Origin of the sequence: Paucibacter soli (genome assembly GCF_037482845.1) — a bacterium.
GTDB lineage: Bacteria > Pseudomonadota > Gammaproteobacteria > Burkholderiales > Burkholderiaceae_C > Paucibacter_B > Paucibacter_B soli.
Genome location: NZ_JBBHJW010000009.1, coordinates 239,551 through 255,340, shown reverse-complemented (window position 1 = coordinate 255,340; position 15,790 = coordinate 239,551). Strand labels below are relative to the sequence as shown.

At 58.1% G+C, this 15,790-nt stretch carries 19 protein-coding genes; 3 read left to right on the top strand and 16 right to left on the bottom strand.

Annotated elements, in window-relative coordinates; translation table 11 throughout:
• Positions 1–123: 123 nt before the first annotated feature.
• Positions 124–630, top strand: coding sequence for a hypothetical protein (locus WG898_RS19215; RefSeq protein WP_339604394.1), 507 nt, complete (start codon positions 124–126; stop codon positions 628–630).
• A gap of 54 nt (positions 631–684) precedes the next feature.
• On the opposite strand, the gene WG898_RS19210 is transcribed toward WG898_RS19215, so the two are convergent.
• Positions 685–1,071 (bottom strand): hypothetical protein, encoded by a 387-nt coding sequence (locus WG898_RS19210; protein WP_339604393.1) that lies wholly within the window; start codon positions 1,069–1,071, stop codon positions 685–687.
• Between WG898_RS19210 and WG898_RS19205 the strand changes: the two genes are divergently transcribed.
• The gene (locus WG898_RS19205; protein WP_339604392.1) at positions 1,060–1,308 is read left to right on the top strand and encodes a hypothetical protein; all 249 of its coding nucleotides are present in this window, start codon (positions 1,060–1,062) and stop codon (positions 1,306–1,308) included. The two genes, WG898_RS19210 and WG898_RS19205, sit on opposite strands and share 12 nt — an antisense overlap.
• A 27-nt stretch (positions 1,309–1,335) precedes the next feature.
• Here the strand turns inward: WG898_RS19205 and WG898_RS19200 are convergent, their stop codons facing one another.
• From WG898_RS19200 to WG898_RS19185, 4 genes are all read right to left on the bottom strand, one after another.
• A complete protein-coding gene (locus WG898_RS19200; RefSeq protein ID WP_339604391.1) occupies positions 1,336–2,676 on the bottom strand; it encodes an RNA-guided endonuclease InsQ/TnpB family protein in 1,341 nt (446 codons plus the stop codon).
• A gap of 184 nt (positions 2,677–2,860) precedes the next feature.
• The gene (locus WG898_RS19195; protein WP_339604390.1) at positions 2,861–3,220 is read right to left on the bottom strand and encodes a hypothetical protein; all 360 of its coding nucleotides are present in this window, start codon (positions 3,218–3,220) and stop codon (positions 2,861–2,863) included.
• 97 nt (positions 3,221–3,317) lie between these two features.
• The gene (locus WG898_RS19190; RefSeq protein ID WP_339604389.1) at positions 3,318–3,701 is read right to left on the bottom strand and encodes a hypothetical protein; all 384 of its coding nucleotides are present in this window, start codon (positions 3,699–3,701) and stop codon (positions 3,318–3,320) included.
• A gap of 58 nt (positions 3,702–3,759) precedes the next feature.
• Entirely contained in the window at positions 3,760–4,068 is a 309-nt protein-coding gene (locus WG898_RS19185) for a hypothetical protein (protein ID WP_339604388.1), read from the bottom strand.
• Between the two features lie 132 nt (positions 4,069–4,200).
• Between WG898_RS19185 and WG898_RS19180 the strand changes: the two genes are divergently transcribed.
• Positions 4,201–5,853, top strand: a complete 1,653-nt coding sequence (locus tag WG898_RS19180) for a type II toxin-antitoxin system HipA family toxin (protein WP_339604387.1) — start codon at positions 4,201–4,203, stop codon at positions 5,851–5,853.
• 9 nt (positions 5,854–5,862) lie between these two features.
• Here WG898_RS19180 and WG898_RS19175 read toward each other — a convergent pair whose 3' ends face one another.
• The 11 genes from WG898_RS19175 to WG898_RS19125 form a co-directional block, all read right to left on the bottom strand.
• Positions 5,863–6,546: a lytic transglycosylase domain-containing protein gene (locus WG898_RS19175; RefSeq protein WP_339604386.1), complete on the bottom strand. Its 684-nt coding sequence runs from the start codon at positions 6,544–6,546 to the stop codon at positions 5,863–5,865.
• Positions 6,547–6,635: 89 nt separating this feature from the next.
• A complete protein-coding gene (locus WG898_RS19170) occupies positions 6,636–6,848 on the bottom strand; it encodes a hypothetical protein (RefSeq protein ID WP_339604385.1) in 213 nt (70 codons plus the stop codon).
• A gap of 52 nt (positions 6,849–6,900) precedes the next feature.
• On the bottom strand, positions 6,901–7,170 hold the full coding sequence (locus WG898_RS19165; protein ID WP_339604384.1) for a hypothetical protein: 270 nt from the start codon (positions 7,168–7,170) through the stop codon (positions 6,901–6,903).
• A gap of 1,090 nt (positions 7,171–8,260) precedes the next feature.
• On the bottom strand, positions 8,261–9,424 hold the full coding sequence (locus tag WG898_RS19160; protein WP_339604383.1) for a hypothetical protein: 1,164 nt from the start codon (positions 9,422–9,424) through the stop codon (positions 8,261–8,263).
• Between the two features lie 94 nt (positions 9,425–9,518).
• Positions 9,519–10,160, bottom strand: a complete 642-nt coding sequence (locus tag WG898_RS19155; RefSeq protein ID WP_339604382.1) for a hypothetical protein — start codon at positions 10,158–10,160, stop codon at positions 9,519–9,521.
• Positions 10,161–10,182: 22 nt separating this feature from the next.
• Positions 10,183–10,581, bottom strand: a complete 399-nt coding sequence (locus WG898_RS19150) for a hypothetical protein (RefSeq protein ID WP_339604381.1) — start codon at positions 10,579–10,581, stop codon at positions 10,183–10,185.
• A 12-nt stretch (positions 10,582–10,593) separates the two neighbouring features.
• Positions 10,594–11,172, bottom strand: coding sequence for a type 4 pilus major pilin (locus tag WG898_RS19145; protein WP_339604380.1), 579 nt, complete (start codon positions 11,170–11,172; stop codon positions 10,594–10,596).
• 107 nt (positions 11,173–11,279) lie between these two features.
• A complete protein-coding gene (locus WG898_RS19140) occupies positions 11,280–12,359 on the bottom strand; it encodes a type II secretion system F family protein (RefSeq protein WP_339604379.1) in 1,080 nt (359 codons plus the stop codon).
• A 2-nt stretch (positions 12,360–12,361) separates the two neighbouring features.
• Positions 12,362–14,011: a GspE/PulE family protein gene (locus WG898_RS19135; RefSeq protein ID WP_339604378.1), complete on the bottom strand. Its 1,650-nt coding sequence runs from the start codon at positions 14,009–14,011 to the stop codon at positions 12,362–12,364.
• Between the two features lie 15 nt (positions 14,012–14,026).
• Positions 14,027–15,274: a hypothetical protein gene (locus WG898_RS19130; protein ID WP_339604377.1), complete on the bottom strand. Its 1,248-nt coding sequence runs from the start codon at positions 15,272–15,274 to the stop codon at positions 14,027–14,029.
• Entirely contained in the window at positions 15,271–15,783 is a 513-nt protein-coding gene (locus tag WG898_RS19125; RefSeq protein WP_339604376.1) for a hypothetical protein, read from the bottom strand. Before WG898_RS19125 ends, WG898_RS19130 begins: the two co-directional genes overlap by 4 nt.
• Positions 15,784–15,790 lie beyond the last annotated feature (7 nt).

Sequence of the window (15,790 nt, the reverse complement as noted above, 5' to 3'; positions counted from 1 at the left end):
GGTGAATACACTATAGCATACGCAGTGCAGTTGCTAAATTGATGTGAGCGGAAGACAGTTCTCAATGGTGCGTCGGCCAGAATTGCACTTGTTCTTTTGTAGCGTAGGTGATATCTGCAAAACATGGAACAAACATCGCTTCGTGATCGGATGGCTGCAACCAAGCGCCGCCAGGCTCGAGTAATCGCAGGCTTGGGCGCAGTTGAGGAGCCGCCAGTTCAGGCCGCCAAGCGGAGCATCGACGATCATTCCGACTGGGTGCCCCAGTTCGGCTTTGCACGCCCTGCGGTCGTGCTGCGTGAGCGAGCTGGTCAGGTCAGGGAGTGGGAGGCTTTGCTTCCTTCGGTCTCTGCGTTCTATGGCTACAGCGAAGAGGACATCGCCTCGATCCGCGGATTCGTCATGGCAAACACGCAGGCTGGCGAGATGGAACTCGCACGGTGCATTCGACAATGGCGTCTTGACGCAGTAACATGGGGCTTTGACTCGAGTCTGCCCGTGGGAGTTGCACACCGTGCGCGCATCCAGTTCCGTCAGGACGCGATGGGCATGTCAGTCGATGAGAACGACGAGCCTTACGTGAGCTCGATGCTGGATTGGTCGCCCGAAGGGATTGAGGTGACTCCGTAACTTCACATATCGGCCGAGTTCAAGAGGGACGCTTGAATCTGAGATCAAGGGTTCCTACAGTTGGCCATTCTTCTTGAGGAGTAGATTTGCGAAGCCGGATTCGCGGTCCAATCGAGCATCGCGAATACCTGTAAGTTGCTCATCCCTCGAGAAGAGTTCAGGCATTAGACGAAGGTTCTCCCGATCTGACTCGGCAGCCTTCAGACACGCTTCCGCAACTCTCATTGCAGCCTTTGCCTTGGCCTTTGCGTCGTCTCGAATGAGAATGCCAAAGTAGATTCCGCCACTAGCTCCAGCGAGGCCACCAAGGCTTCCCCACTGAGAGTAGCCAATAGCGAGAGCCCCAAGGGCCTTTAGCGTCGGCCAAAGAACCGGCTGTCGTCCGGCTTCCCTCTTGGCGTTTGCCAATTCAAGCCTGTTGCGGGCGACATGGTCATCCATGGACTGCAGAGTGTGCGCCTCGCGCTGGCGCTGTGCCAAAATCAGTTGGGCGCGCAGATCAAGGTCTGCTACGCCGAAGTAGGCATCCCGAGTGCGCTCTCGAAAGCAATCGTGCTCGTCTGCAAAGTATTCTTCGGGCGTGCATGGCTCGTCTATGCCCAATGGGACGAACCGCCCTTCACGCGCCCTCGCCATTTCCGCCTCGATACCAGCCTGGGCCTCCAAAGCCAAACTTGACATCCTCCCGCCACCAAAGAGCTTTGCTCATTGGAGGGGGATTCCTTCTGCAAGAGGGCCATGCCCGGCCCCAGCCGGGCAGAGCCCGGCCTCATTCGACACCCGTGCTTCGGCTGGCTTAGAGACTTTCGTCTTTCGACCAGGCCGGCACGGGGCGGGTTGTTCCGCCACACCAGGTGCAGCCCGCGCGGCAACGGCCGCCAGTCCTGCGAGCAAGATGTTGCGCGCCGCGTTCACGTCGCGATCATGCTGCTCGCCGCAGGCCAGGCAAGTCCACCGCCGGATGTGGAGCTCGGCCTGGCCCTTCGGGCCTGTGCGCTCGCCACAGGCGCTGCACGTCTGGGTGGAATAGGCTTCGTTGACTTCCTCGAACCACACGCCTGCGTCATCGCACTTGTACTGCAGCATGGTTCTGAGCGTCGACCACCCGGCGTCGAGCACGGACTTCGCCATGCTCGTTTTGGCCAGGGCGGACGCGTTCACGTTGCCAACGAAGATGCGCTGGTGATCTTTCACCAGCGCGGTGGAAAACTTGTGCAAGGCGTCCTTGCGGCGGTTCGCGATCTTGGCGTGAATCGCCTTGACGCGATCCTTCTTGCCGGCGCGTTGAGCCGCAGCCAGAGCCGGCTCCAGGTCGCGGTAGAACCGCCGAGCCTCTTCCTTGCGGCCGTCGCTGCAGGCGGCCAGATCCTTTAGGCCCAAATCGATGCCGATGCCGTCGACAGTGCCGGCGGCGCGCGGCGCCGGTGGCCCCACGAACGACTCGTTGTTCGGCACTTCGATGGAGACATTCAGATACCAGCGGCCGCGGGCATCTTCTGAGAAGGAGCCGGCGCGGAGCTCCAGCGACCCGGACGCCAGTCCCTTCAGGCCGTAGCTGTCGAACAGCGAGATCCACTGACCCGCGAAGCGGACCTGGCCATGACGCAGCTCCAGCGTCTTCACCTTGAAGGGCACCCAGCCGAGCGAGCGCCTGGCGCCGCGGCTCTTGCGCCAGGCCAGACGTCGCTTGCCGTGCTGGCGCCGGCGCCGAGCTTGTTCTTCCGCGACCTCCTGCACCGTCTGTACGGGCAGGATCAGCGCCGCACCAGCTCCGCCACAGGCGCCATCGCGGGTGACGCCCTTGAGGTAGGGCCAGTAGTCGAAGCCGGACATCCACCGGCCTTCGCGCTCAAGAACTTTCTGGCCCAGATCGTTGACGAAGTTGAAGACCTGGTTCACCTCGCGAGCGCATTGAGCGAAGAACCCGCAGTGCTTGTCCTTCACCCGAAGTCGCAGCACACGAACCGAGACGCCGACACGCGAGCGCGGCTCGCGCTTGCGCCGAGGCGAATCGCCGGCGTCATCGAGAGAGGGCAGGGTTTCCAAGGTCACGTATTCGAGATATCACATTGCAGGATTCACGCAAGTGCACGCCTGGCAGGGCGCCAGGCGCGGCGCCATTCCTCTCCCACCAAGCTCTGCGGCTTCGCCTCCAGGCCGCATGCGGCCGAAGCGCTTGGAAGGAGTCTCCAGGCGCAGGTTGGTGGTTAGACCGCCCCTGCTGAACTTGTCATGCGAAGTGTCGTGCGACCGCGATAGCCATGGAAAAGCGCCGCATGGAGCCGATCTCCCCGGCGCGACGCGCGGACATCCAGTACGGGTGGCGGCCACCAAAGTAGACCATGTCGCGAGGAGCGATTTCGTAGAAGGCGTCATCGACCAGGGCGTAGCCAACCGGCGGATGGCTCGGAGACTCGCCGGCGACTTTGCTGTTGTTTGACGCGGGGCTGTGGGCAACAGGCTGACTCACCAGCGCCTTGAATTGAGGACGGCGCCGGGCCTGGACTTGAGTGCTGATCGGGGCAGGGCGCGCGTCGGCCGTCTGCTGATGAAGCTGGCGGGGCTGGTGCTTGTTGCGCTTGCTGTGCATTCTGACTCCTATGGTGTCAACTTCAGGCCACCCGCGAAATTCGCATTGGCATGCAATGAAGATATTACATACACGCTCCACCTGCAACCACCAGATTTCAGAATCGGAGCTTTCTCATCGGAGACGAGCCCTCAGAGCCAGGGTCCAAAAAGGTCTTGAGATCGAGCGACCCCGTCACCCTCCGAATGACGGCAACGACCTCGGGAGCAAATGAAACCTTCCCCAACGAATCAGTCTCACACCCCTTGCCAGCCAGCACGTCACGCAGTGCCGCAAAGCGGTGCTGAGTCAGCAACTCCCGGGCAACCTGGTACTGGGCCAGCCAATCATGGCGAGCCACACTCCAATTGTTGGCAGCAGAGAGCGCCGCGGCACCCACAGTGAAGGAACCGCCGCCACCGACGCGAGTGATCTCAGGATTGTCCGCCTGGCCAGAAAGCAGACCCTTGGCCTCCTCGACAGCCAGATCGATCAGGCGCAAGGCCTTGGCTACCTTCGCAGTCAGGTCGCTACCTGGGAGGGCATGTGTTGCGTGCAATCTAACCTCCTGCGAAGCCCGGGGGGAATTGGGGTGGAATTGTTGTGGCAATGAGCAGCGCCGGCGACGTGGCCGCAACAGCATCGTGAAGGACCTGCATGGCCTGCAGGGCCGCAACCAGGTAGATCGCGGCCACTCCAGGCTCGCCACGCTCAAGGCGGTCAAGCGTCATGGGCGCACAGCCGAGTCGTTGCGAGAAAGCCTCTCGGGACTCACGGAACGCCTCTTTGCGGGCGCGTTGTATGTGAAGCCCGATCTGCTTGAGCGAAGCAGTAGCCTGCTCTTGAAGAATTGGGTTGATGGTGTGCATGATATCAAGTATAGTACATGAACCTGGATGGTCAAGCTCTATGATCGTATAGCCTAGAATCCGCAAGTGGCGGCAAATCGACATTCCTCAGCAAGCGCAACGCCTTCAGGCGGACCCAAGGGGTTCCCAGAGATGTCGACCATGAAGCAAATCTATGTATCCTTGGATCACGCCGGGAAAACTCTTCCGGTGGGTGTGATTCGCTTCGATACCGATCAGGTTTTCGGCTACTTTATCTATCTGCCGGGATACGACGGTCCCCCACTCGATCCCATCAACTTGAACTATCGACTGCCGGTCGATCCTCAAGATCGGCGCCGGCGCGGTGAGCGCGTGTTCGTCCTGGATCCGCAGGTTTCGCCCGGACTTATGCACCAAGTCTTTTCTGACGCTATGCCTGGCCAGTGGGGCATGGCGGTGCTTCAAGCTGAATATCCGGAAATTCGCCAAATGCGTGAGGTTGAGCGCCTGTTCTGGATGGGTGCCCGAACCACTGGCGCGCTGAGCTTCTTCATCCAGGCCCGAGAAGACGAGCGCCCATGCAGGGGTCTAGACGAGCTCGAGGTCGTGCGCGCAAAGTGCATGGAGTTCATGTCCAAGCTCGAGAAAATGGGATTGGGTGGTGTCCGGAACCCAGCGGTTGCTTCGCACGGTGGCGTGATGCCAAAGGCCTCGTACGAGGATGCCCAGGGACGCCACTGGATCGCTAAGTTTGATCGCCCTGGAGAGGGGATCCAGTTCACAGTGTTGGAACATGCGGCCTCGGTCCTTGCTGCGCGATGTGGCATTCAAGTTCCGGTCACGCGCGTGATCCCGGACACCCAGGGGGGATTCGTATTCCTGACTGAGAGGTACGACCGGTGCAGCGACGGGCGACATCACAAGGCGTCCATGATGACGCTGACCGGCGCGAAGGAAGCTGGCCAAGGGGACTACCGGGACATGTTCAAGGTGCTGGAGAGGGTTGTGGATCCGGTAGCCTGGCCAGCTCAGCGAGATGAGTTGCTACGCCGCATGGCCTTCAACATCGGTCTCAATGTCACCGACGATCACCTACGAAACCACGAACTACGACTTGAAGCGTCTGGCTCATGGGCGCTGACTCCGGCCTACGACATGGTGCCAGTCTCGGGATCAGCTCCGCATCAAGCCGCAATCTTTGGTCAGGCGCGCGCCAACATCAATCTGAAAGATCCGAAATCAGCTCAGCTGTGGGAGCGAATAGCTTCCGAACTCGGAGTGACGAAGGAGCATGTATTCGGTCTTGTTGAACAGGTGGCAAAGACTATTGAAGAGCACTGGCCCGCAATGGTCGAATCCATCGGACTCAATCGATTCAACCAGATGTTCGCTTTGATGGCGGCCGAAGTGGGTTGCGGCATTCCGTTTCCAGAGCGGTCAAAGGCTTTGACGCCGTTGGACTCAAAGACCAAGTCTGAGCTGTCCCTACTAAGTGCTGTGGCCGAGCGGGCCATGGGAATCCTGGCCGGCCAGCCAACAACGCCTGATGAGCTCACGAAGCTTTCCCGGGGCCTGGTCAAAATGAGCGTCGACGCTGCTCGCCTGGCGCATTTGCTTCGTGGCGCAGGCTACGAGAATTCAGCGGAGCTCGTTATGACGGCGCCGCTTTCGGCCGCGGCGAATGCAATCCTCGAAGGAGGACGCCACGACTCTGGAAACTGGATTGAACTCGAAGCAGTCAGCTCAAACTTGCAGGCCGTATTAAATGGCAAACAGCAACCCAAAGCTGCAGAGGATTCTCCGAGGCGGGCGGCGCCACGCTGAATCAAGAATTTAGGCCTGCGAGATGGCGCGCTCGAAGTCACTCTTTACGCGCAGGACATACGAAGCAAAGCGGCGCTTGGTGTCGACCAGGTTGCCGTTGTAGCGCTGCAGTGCTCGCTCGACGTTTCCTCGCTCGAGAGCCAGGTATTCGCTCAGGATCTGTGAGCCAATCAACACGTTCTCCTCGTCCGTCGTGAGGCGCCGTCGGCCTTCTTGGTCGATAGGCATCTTCTCAGGATGGAACCGGCCGGCAACCTGCATGAGACCATGGGCCGTATCAGGATCGATCTCTTGTTGAGGGATCGAGAGCCTGTGGTCAAAATGGTTGCCAGTGAACTGGAAGGCCGACTCCCTCGCAACGACGGCAAGGACCAACAGAGGGTCAAGTTCGTGAGCTAAGGCGGCGTAGTTGACGATGTCAACCACCCGTCTGGCAGATTCCTCTTTCACATTCCATCGCTCTGAGATGTAGGAGGACAACGCAAGGCGTTCTGCCAGCTTCTTTTGATGCGCATCATCCTCCGGGCTCTGGATGACTGGATCCTTGTTTTCGTAGGATGCCGCGGCTTGGGCGTTGAGCATGCTGGAGGCCGAGCCCACTGCTACCGTAAGAATCAGGCCCCAAAGGAGAGTAGGGCGGATACGAAATGAGCGCGCCGAATCAAGGGACACGCGAGGGGCAATGAGTGCCATGCAAGTTTCGCCGGGCATCCCCCAGCAAGATTATGACAGCGGACAGTATATCACATACACCGCTGCTACGGGCCTATAGAGGCCTTCTACTATTTTTCGGGATCGGTAATTTTCCGGTGGATCTCAAGGAACTGTTCACCAAGGGCCTTTATGCGCTCCGGAGTCAGCGCAAGCAAGTCATGCTCTGTCTGGCCGCGCAAATGGACGACAACATGGAAATTCGCCTTGGCGCCAGGCTTGTCAAGATTGCGCCAGGCTGTCGTCTTTGTGCCTGGTCGGCCGGAGACAACGGGAGATTCCACTCCCGGTTGTTTCTTACGAACACTTGTCGGCTTTGTAGGCATTTATACGACGTCAGAAAATACACGTCCCTGCTTGATAGGTAATGATGATGACGCCAGAATTTCCACCAGTGGAAAACTGTTGAGTTGCGACACCACCAACACCTGCCCAGGATGAAGCTCTGTTGTTTTGAATTGCAGCGCCTGAATATGCTCCGACCCCACTGCCACAAGAATTTGTGTAGGAGTTATATTTGTTTACCTGATACTGAGATTGAGCCCCAGCTCCAATATATGTAGCGGAACAGTTGCCATCTGATTGGGGAGGATTGCTATTGTACATTCCTCCCATTGGGCCCATGGTACCCCAAGTGCCAGTAGAGCCAATTGAAGACCACCACGTGGAGGTGCTACCGCCGGCAGATCCTAGGCTACCGCCGCCTCCGCCGTACCGGTAGTAAGGGGAATTGTTGCTGCTACATGCGAAAGAAGCAGCCCCAAGTCCGCTGCCTGCCGGGCATGCATTCGCGTAAGGCGCTCCGCCCCGTCCACCAGCGCCTAGAGAACCGGATTGACCTTGATATGCAGCACTGTTTGTGTATGTCGATGTCCAATTTGTTGGGTTAGGAGCCGGAGCAACTCCTCCGCTCGAATCGCCACCTCCACCGCCGCCTTGAAATGCCGGCCCAGTCACAGCGGCTCCAAGAACTGCTCCTGGACCGCCTTGCCCGCCTGGTGCTGCTGCCACAAGCGCGCCGTTCTTGATGAGCGCAGTGCTTCCACCGCCGCCGCTCGGCGTTTTAAGGGCGACCTGCGAGTTGTATGAGGCTGAACTATATGGATCAAGTGGCGCAAGGCTTGCGCCAATACCTCCAGCACCACCGTAATAGCCAGCGCCGCCGCTCCCTCCGGCTGTATAGGTGTTGTACTGTTCTGAGCTTCCGTTCGTGGCACTCGAGCCTGCGCCGCCTCCACCGCCCACCATTAATCTTAGGGTATCACCAGGTGCGAAGGTGACAGTTCCGGTGGCTTGATAGCCAGGGCTGCCATTCCCTCCCAAGTAGTAGTGTGTACCAATTAGATATGAGTAGACGTTTCCGCCAGCACCACCGCCTCCACCGACAAGCAGGTAGTTGAGAGTTAACGTAGGTCCCGTTGGATTATTTGGATATGAGACTGTGTAGTCAGGTGAGATATTGTTGAAGTCAACATAGCAAGTCTGACCCGCGGATGAGCCAGAACCAGTTCCGGATCCGCTGGAGCCGGAAATGGATGTTCCTGGTATGTAGACGTACCCAGAAATGCTACCTTTTTGAACAATAACGGGGGCGGCTTCGCTTGGATATGCAAACAAAGCTACCACGAAACTCAGCATTGCTCGGGTTAACAGATTGATATTGGTCATTGATTCACCAAGGTTGTTTGCGCCGAATTCAGAATGCATTGCAAAGCGGGGCGGAGTAGCGAAGAACAATTTGCCCACCAGACGAACCCAACTGCTTCGCTGGATCTCCTCCGGCTCCTGCAAGGCCTGCAAGGGATAATCCGGAGATTCCGCCGTTGGTAAATGTATTGGAGCCGAACGAGGAGAAATTGGTCTGGCTTGGAAGTCCGTTGGATCCGGCGCGGATCGTATAATTCGTGGAGGTTGTCGATGATGGATAATAAACACTGACTCCTCCTCCAGAACCTAAGCCACCGCCAGGCCCAGAAGGAAGAAAACCGCTATAGGTTGAACTGTACGAGTTATAATTATTCGAACCGTTTGCAACTCCGCCAGCGACCTGGGATCCCCCTGGGGACCCGCCTGAACCGTTATTCCCACCCGCACCACCAACTCCTGAAGTTCCCGCCAGTCCAGGATTTTTAGTGCAACTCCAGTTCGGATCAGTTAAGCAGCTACTCCCGGAAATCCAGGCGCCAGCGGCGCCACCAGCGCCGCCCGAACTTCCTCCGCCGATTCCGCCCTTTCCTCTGTTGGTTGCGGCCGAGCTTTGGCCACTACCGCCGCCGCCCCCTCCAAAGTAACCAGCACCCCCGCCAGATCCACCGTAGTAATATTGACGTTGATTATTGCTATAGTTTTCGTAGTAATAGTAGCCGGTATTGGCAATAACAGTCCCACCGCCTCCTCCAACAATAAATCTAACCGTATTGGCTGAATTGATTTGCATCCGGCCAGATACTACTGTTCCAGACGTTCCTGCCCCCTGTCCTTGGTCCGCGCCATTTCCGCCATTGGCCACGGCAATTGGGGCGCCGTCTACCAAGATAGCGGAGCTACCGCCGCCCCCGCCTGCGCCCCATGCATTGTTCTCTGAGCCGCCCCCGCCGCCGCCGACCATCTTGTAGTCAACAGCCAGCGGAAACAGTTCAGCCGGAAGCGAAGAGAATGAAAACGTCTGGTCTGTTGTTGGTGAGAAGTAGCAATTCCCAGAGGATGAAGAACTCGATGAACCACCTGCGGCCTGAACAGATGTGCCGGGAATAAACACGTATCCTGAAATACTGCCCTTCTGAACAACGACGGGCGCTGCATTGCTGGCGAAACTAAATCCCGCTGCAAGAAGGGTAAAAAAGAATTGCAGATGCTTCATATTTATTGTCCCAACCAGAACACGTCGGTTACTAGTAATTCGAGTAAAAATGGCGCCATAGGCGCCAAATTATTCTTTGAACTGATCCACTGTTTCAGTTGACGAAGTCGGAGAGCTTGACGTTCCATGCGCCCTGCGTGCCGCAGGCATAGCGATTCGTCGCGACTGCTGGATCCCAAACGCATCCAGCTAGATTGGCATCGGCAGGAACAACACCCATGTTGGTGCCAAGCAAGTTCGCTGCAGCGTACGCTTCTTGCATGTTGGTGAAGGACTTGGACTTCGCGTAGGTGGCAGTGCCCACGCCAGAGGCCGCGACGACAATCAGTTCGAGATTCGGTGTTGCCGTTGCTCCGTTGTAGACGCGTCGGTATACAGCGGCCGGAGCCTGGCCAAGCTTGTTGGTCGTCTTGAACGACGGTGGCAGGTAGCCCTTGAAGATCAGCCAACTGACATCGACGGCGCACGTGTGCTTCGTGGCGTTGTTCAAAGTGTCGAAAGTCGTGCCGTTGACATAGTTGCCAACGCACGCCGTGGCAGCTCCAGTGCCGTCGGCCGCCGCCGCCAGGATTGCGGCGTTATTTTCTGTCGCATAGGACACGGCCGCCGACTGGAATGCGGCCATGTACTCGCCAACATTTCGGGCGTCGACCGCTTTGTTGTTCTTGCTGGACTGATCGGCCCAGATCACCCCTACAGCACCAATGACGAAGGTCGCAAGGACGACCTCAACCATCGCGCCGCCACGCATTGACGATTTAGCAGCCACTATTTTTAGCGGTCACGCCGCTCACCTTGGTTGAGACAGCATCAACAACAGCATTCGAGGCGCCGAGGTAGCAAACCGTCAAGACGGAACCGCTGTACTTAGCGGTCCACTGCGAGGAGTAGCCACCCGCCAGAAGGCCAGATGGGGAACTCGCAGATGCGGCGAGCGCAGGGAATGCTGCCGTACCGGCAAAGTTGCCCGCGCCTTTGGCCGTGACCGCGAAGATCAACGCCTTGTCGATCAAATTCTTATCCAGAATGCGCTCACTCTGGAATCCCGACGCCATCGGTTTCACATGCGACGGCATCGGTTTCGACATTGACTGTGAGGCGGCAATGCCCAGCACTGCTGCTGCAGATGCTGCTGAGGCAATCCAGAGGTAGGACATTGCCGGCTTCGCTTACTGCGACTTAGCGATCACCTGCACCAGTGCGCCGCCGTCGGAGCACTGGGTCATGGTCTTGGCCACATCCAGGTTGCCGCCAATGGCCTTGATGGTCGTCGCAGTAGTAGCGCTCGTCAGCGTAGTGTCGGCCGGAGCGGTGGCGCCGCCGCCAATACCGGTGGTGGCCGAGTCAACACGCGAAACCAGGACCGAGCAAGCGCTGGTCGGCAGGCCGGTAACGGTCACGGTGAAGGTCGAGTTGGTATCGGTTGGGGCAACCGTGATGGTGCTCGTGCCGCCGTAGGGCGAGGTGATGACCGCGCCGCTGACGGCGAAGGTCTTCGGAACCAGGGTGTTGGCAATCACGCTGGCATTGCTGATGCCAGCATAGCCGCCCAGGGCGCCGTAGCGGTCCTTGATGCCGGTGATGATCTGGTTCACGCCGTCAGCGGTTTGCTGAGCACGAACGTCGCCATTGGCCTTGGTGAAGAAGACTGCCGCACCGACGGCAACGGCAGAGCCGACGGCCAGGGCCAGCAGGGTTTCCAGAAGGGTGATGCCGCGTTCGTTGCGACGGATGTTGAACTTGTCCATTTACCTGTACTTTCAATAAGAGGAATGTAAAGCAGCGTTGTAGAGTATATCAGATACGCAGCGGTTTGTCGAATCACTCAGTTGAGGGGTGTGAATAATTCACGTCATCAGAGCCCTCCCATGCCATTGCCGGCGTTCGAGGAGACGGTCATGTAGCTCACGTATGTCAGGACGAGAAGGGTTGCAACCAAAACCATCATCACGGCTTTGACAATGTTCGCAAACTTGGAAATCGAGCCTTCAACTCGCTGAGAACTGGACTCGGAGAGGCTCCGCAGCTTGCTGGCCATCGAGGCGTTCGCCGAGTACAGGCTGATCTGCCACGCTGTGTAGGCGTTGAACATCGTTCCATGACCGCCATTGCCAGCAAGTGCATAGGCTTCGGATTTTCCGGAGCGCATGCGCATCATGATGCGGGACATGTGATCGGCAACCCAAGGCGAGGCATTCTCGCGAAGCAGCTCAAACGCTGCGCCCATTGGCACACCAGACGCGGTCAGCATCGAGATGACCATAAGAGCCATAGACCCTTGTAGCTCGCGGTAGAGCGACCAGGGCGGTATGTATCGGTCGAAGAAGTCACGCACAGGGCCTGTCCAGCGCGGCGCCGATAGAACAAATATCAACGAGAAGACGGACATTGAGACGCCCAAAACCGTTGTGATGGAACCGCTGTTGTCAGCCAAGAAGCCGATCAGCTTCGCTGTCGCGGGCCAATGACCGCGATCCAGCATTTGCTCAAGTAGCGGGACCATGAAATGGCTCAGGCCGGCCAGCACAGCGGCCACCATCAGTAGCAGCATGATGGGGTAGGGCAGTTTGGCCAGGAGTAGGCCACGGACTCGCTGCCGAGCCTTCATCAGCTGAACAGCTTCGTGAAGTGCTACATCAACTCGCCCCATTCGCTCGCCGGCGGAGATCAACGAAGCCTCCATCGCTGGCGCCCATGGCCGGATCGCAGCACCCAGTGAGGCATCCTGGTGACGCTGCGAACCACGCATCGAGCTCATCATCATCTGAAGCACCTTGACCGGGAACACCTTGAACAGGTTCGCCGCGAGTTCAATGCGCTTGATGACCTCGTAGACAGCCACGTCCTCGCGGACAAAGTCTCGCAAGGTTTCGTAGAACAAGATGCGCGCCGTGAATCCGAAGCGCATCCTCAGGAAGAAGTTGCCGCTGAACACTCTCAGGCACCTCGCGTGTAATGGTATTCGTCGGCGACGCCGATGTAGTTTTTGGCGTCGGCAATCGAGACCAGGCCAGCCAGGATCTTTGAGACCAGATGATCGTGCGAGGTCACCATCCCCTCACTTACCGACGGGTTGCCCTGTCCGGATCTCCACAGGGATTCTGCTTTGGCCGAGTCGCCGTCCGCAAAAGCGGACAAGAGATTCCGATTGGGTGTCACAATCTCAGCAACAAGTGTTCGCCCGGTAATGCCCAGATTGCCACAATGCTCGCAGCCGGCTCCTCGTCGCTTGACATGAGTCTTGGGTCCGATGTGCTGCAGCAGGAAGTCCTGGAGCTGATCCTGGCCCTTGATCGGCGCATCTGATACAGCGCAGTGCTGGCAGAGCACCGGCACAAGCTTCTGATAGCAGATGCCAGCAATGAAGCCAGGCATCGTCAGTAACTCTTGGCGGACCCCCATCTCACGCAGACGAGAGAACGCCCAAAGTGCTGAGTTGGTGTGCAGGGTTGCAAACACCTTGCGTCCAGCCAGGGCCAGATTGCAGGCGATGCTTGCGCTGTCAGGGTCTCGGATTTCACCGACCAAGACAACGTCAGGGTCCTGCCGGAGAGTCCCGCGCAAAAAGGAGGTAAATGCCGACTCGTCGCCTTCGCCTTGCTGAACACGCTGGCGGCCAACAGAAATTTGGCAAGCACCAGGGATCACTAATTCGACCGGATCCTCGACGGTGATGACCTTGGTCTCACGACCACGTACCTGGTATAGGTTCTCGATCATGCTTTGCATCGTGGTCGACTTGCCGCTGTTGGTAGGGCCGACCATCAACACCATGCCACCAGACCCGTTGGTAAACGTGTTCAATGGCTTGAGCTGGGAGTCAGCGTAGCCCAGGGCACCCAGACTGCGCGGCTGCGCTCTGGTCGACATGAGACGAATGACGATGTGGAAGTTGCCGGTCGGAAAGATCGGCGATGACGAGAATCGAAGCTGCAAGCGCTCATTGCGGCCGGTGACCCAATCAATTGAGCCCTCGGAAACTTCATAGATATCCCAGCCAACCTTCTTGGACTGGACGTCGGCGTGAACGCCGTACAGAACTTGCCCCATTGCCTTTGCTGTGTCGTAAGGCCAGCTCGAAATCTTGATGCGTTCGCCGTGGATTCGAAACAGCACATCAGCTCGGTTGTCGCGGGTCTCGATGTGGATATCCGAGGCCTTGCGATTTGATGCATCGTCGATCAAGCTACGGATCAGTAGCTCAATACTGGTGCTGTCAGAAGGGGCGAGAGTTGATGCCTTTTCCGAGCCTTCATAGACAAGGCGAATCACCTCTTTGGTAGCGATTCGCGGCTGTACGGCGATTTCATTTGCCTTGGCCTGAGCAATGACGTCATACATCAGGGCTTGGCCAAAGACATCTTCCGAGAAGAGACCAATGGAGAAGCCCTGTGACACACCAATCACAACCACATCCAGGCGACGAAGCTCGTTCAACTCGAGCTCGCCATCTTCCTGCGTTAGCAATGCCCCAGTTGGCACATCTTCGAGGCGGGTGATGAGATCCAAAGTCCGATCCACAGCGACGGGAGTTGCGGCAGCGGCAGCGACTGCCAAATGCTCGAGAGCTTGTACGGGAGAGTTCATTGGAGATCTTCTCAATCAGTGCTGCTGTGAAGCCGGAAGGGCATAAGCGGTGCCTGCGAGGCGCAGTTGCGGATCACTTGTAGTGATCTGACTCAATGTCACCTCATCGAGGGTGACGGTCGATATGTCCAAGGCTTCTACGATTTTTTCCCAAGCCCAAAGTGGTCCATAAGCGTCGATACCGACGACCTGCTGACCACGCGGTCCATTCGACCGCTCGGCTCGCCTGACCGAAACCGTATACGGCACCGGTGAGGACAAAAGATTCGTGTCCAGGGAGTAAAAACTCAGAAGGCGACCTTCATCCAGCATGACGATGCGGCCTGATGGCTTGAAGTCAATTCGCAGGTGACTCTTGACTTGCTTCCCAAGGGCCGACTCCAAACTCAGCTCAACGCCAGGAATGAATTTGGCACTCTCTGGCAAAGAGCCGGGCGTTGATGTCCATGAAATGACGCACTCGGAGGTGCTAACCCTGCAGACAGCTGAAGTGGGGACCCAGCCCTTCACGGAGACTGGAAGCTCGCGGACCGTAGACAATGCCTCGCGAATTGCGCTGGAGGCAGAGAAGCGAACCGGCTCAGCAGGTGGTACTTCTACAGCAGAAGCAGGCACCGATGCGGGCGCAAGTGGGGGTCGAACAACTGCAGGGGCCGGTACAACCGGCGCAACTACGGCTACTTGTTCAGGTGCTCGACCACTAAGGTAGAAGTAGATCGCGACGACAACGCCGCAACTGAGTGCGCCCAAAGCCGGGGAAATCCATGGATTGCGAGTCTTTAACGAGGCTGAAGACCACGAGGCCGCATCGGCGCCGCCAAGCAGGTTGGCCAGGGTCATGTCCGCGGCCGGATCGTCGCCAATCAGCTTGAGTTCTTGACCGCTGAGACGAGCCTCAGCCAGTATCTGCACCACCTCAGACTGACGCACGACCTTGTCAAAGCCAGGAAGAGGATGGCCATTGACAGCAGCAAAAACCCAAACAGTTGCCGCATCCAGGTGGTGGCAAACAAAGACGTTTGGCACCAAAGTGGCAACGATGGCGCCGCCGCTTGCCGCATTCTTCTTCAGCCGCTTGGGTCGTGCATAGACAACAACGCTGCGGTCGCTCGTGTGCAGCAGCTCGAAGACGAGTCCGCCGGGCTGCAACCGGGAGCGCACAGCCTTAACGTCCGCAGGACTGTCGGCCAGGCGCCATGCGCCACCGATCAGCAGCTGGCGTCCAGCGATGTCCAGAGACTGGGTGGCAACTGCGCTGCTCATTTGGCCGGAGCTGCGGGAGCAGGAGGTGCGACGCTGAACACTGTCGGTAGAGGCGGAATTGCAGCAGCGGGGCCTACGCCCGGGAATTGCGCCTGCGGAGGAACTGATGGGCGGCCAGAAGCTAATGTCGTATCTGGTTGCGCGAAGGACAGAGAGATCAGCTTCAGGGGCGCTCCCTTGGAGGCCTGCTTGGCCACCAGCACCTCATCTGGCTTGATGAACACAATGTTGTAGCCGTTGCCAACATGGTCACCGACACTGAAGACGCGCTGCGATCCGGTACTGACCTGAAGACGGGCCACCAGGTTGGATGACGAACCGGAAATTGAAACGATACTAGGCAGTGTCAATCCGCCGGTGCGCATCATTTCTTCACGCAGTGCATTCTCTTGACGAGTCAGCTCTGTGCGAGCCTTCAAGTCCAACATTGCATCCAGCCGGCTACCGACCGTGTCGGCGGCCGAGGCCACCATGGGCAGGCTGGCAAGGATCAGGAAGAATTTGTTCATGCTTTTT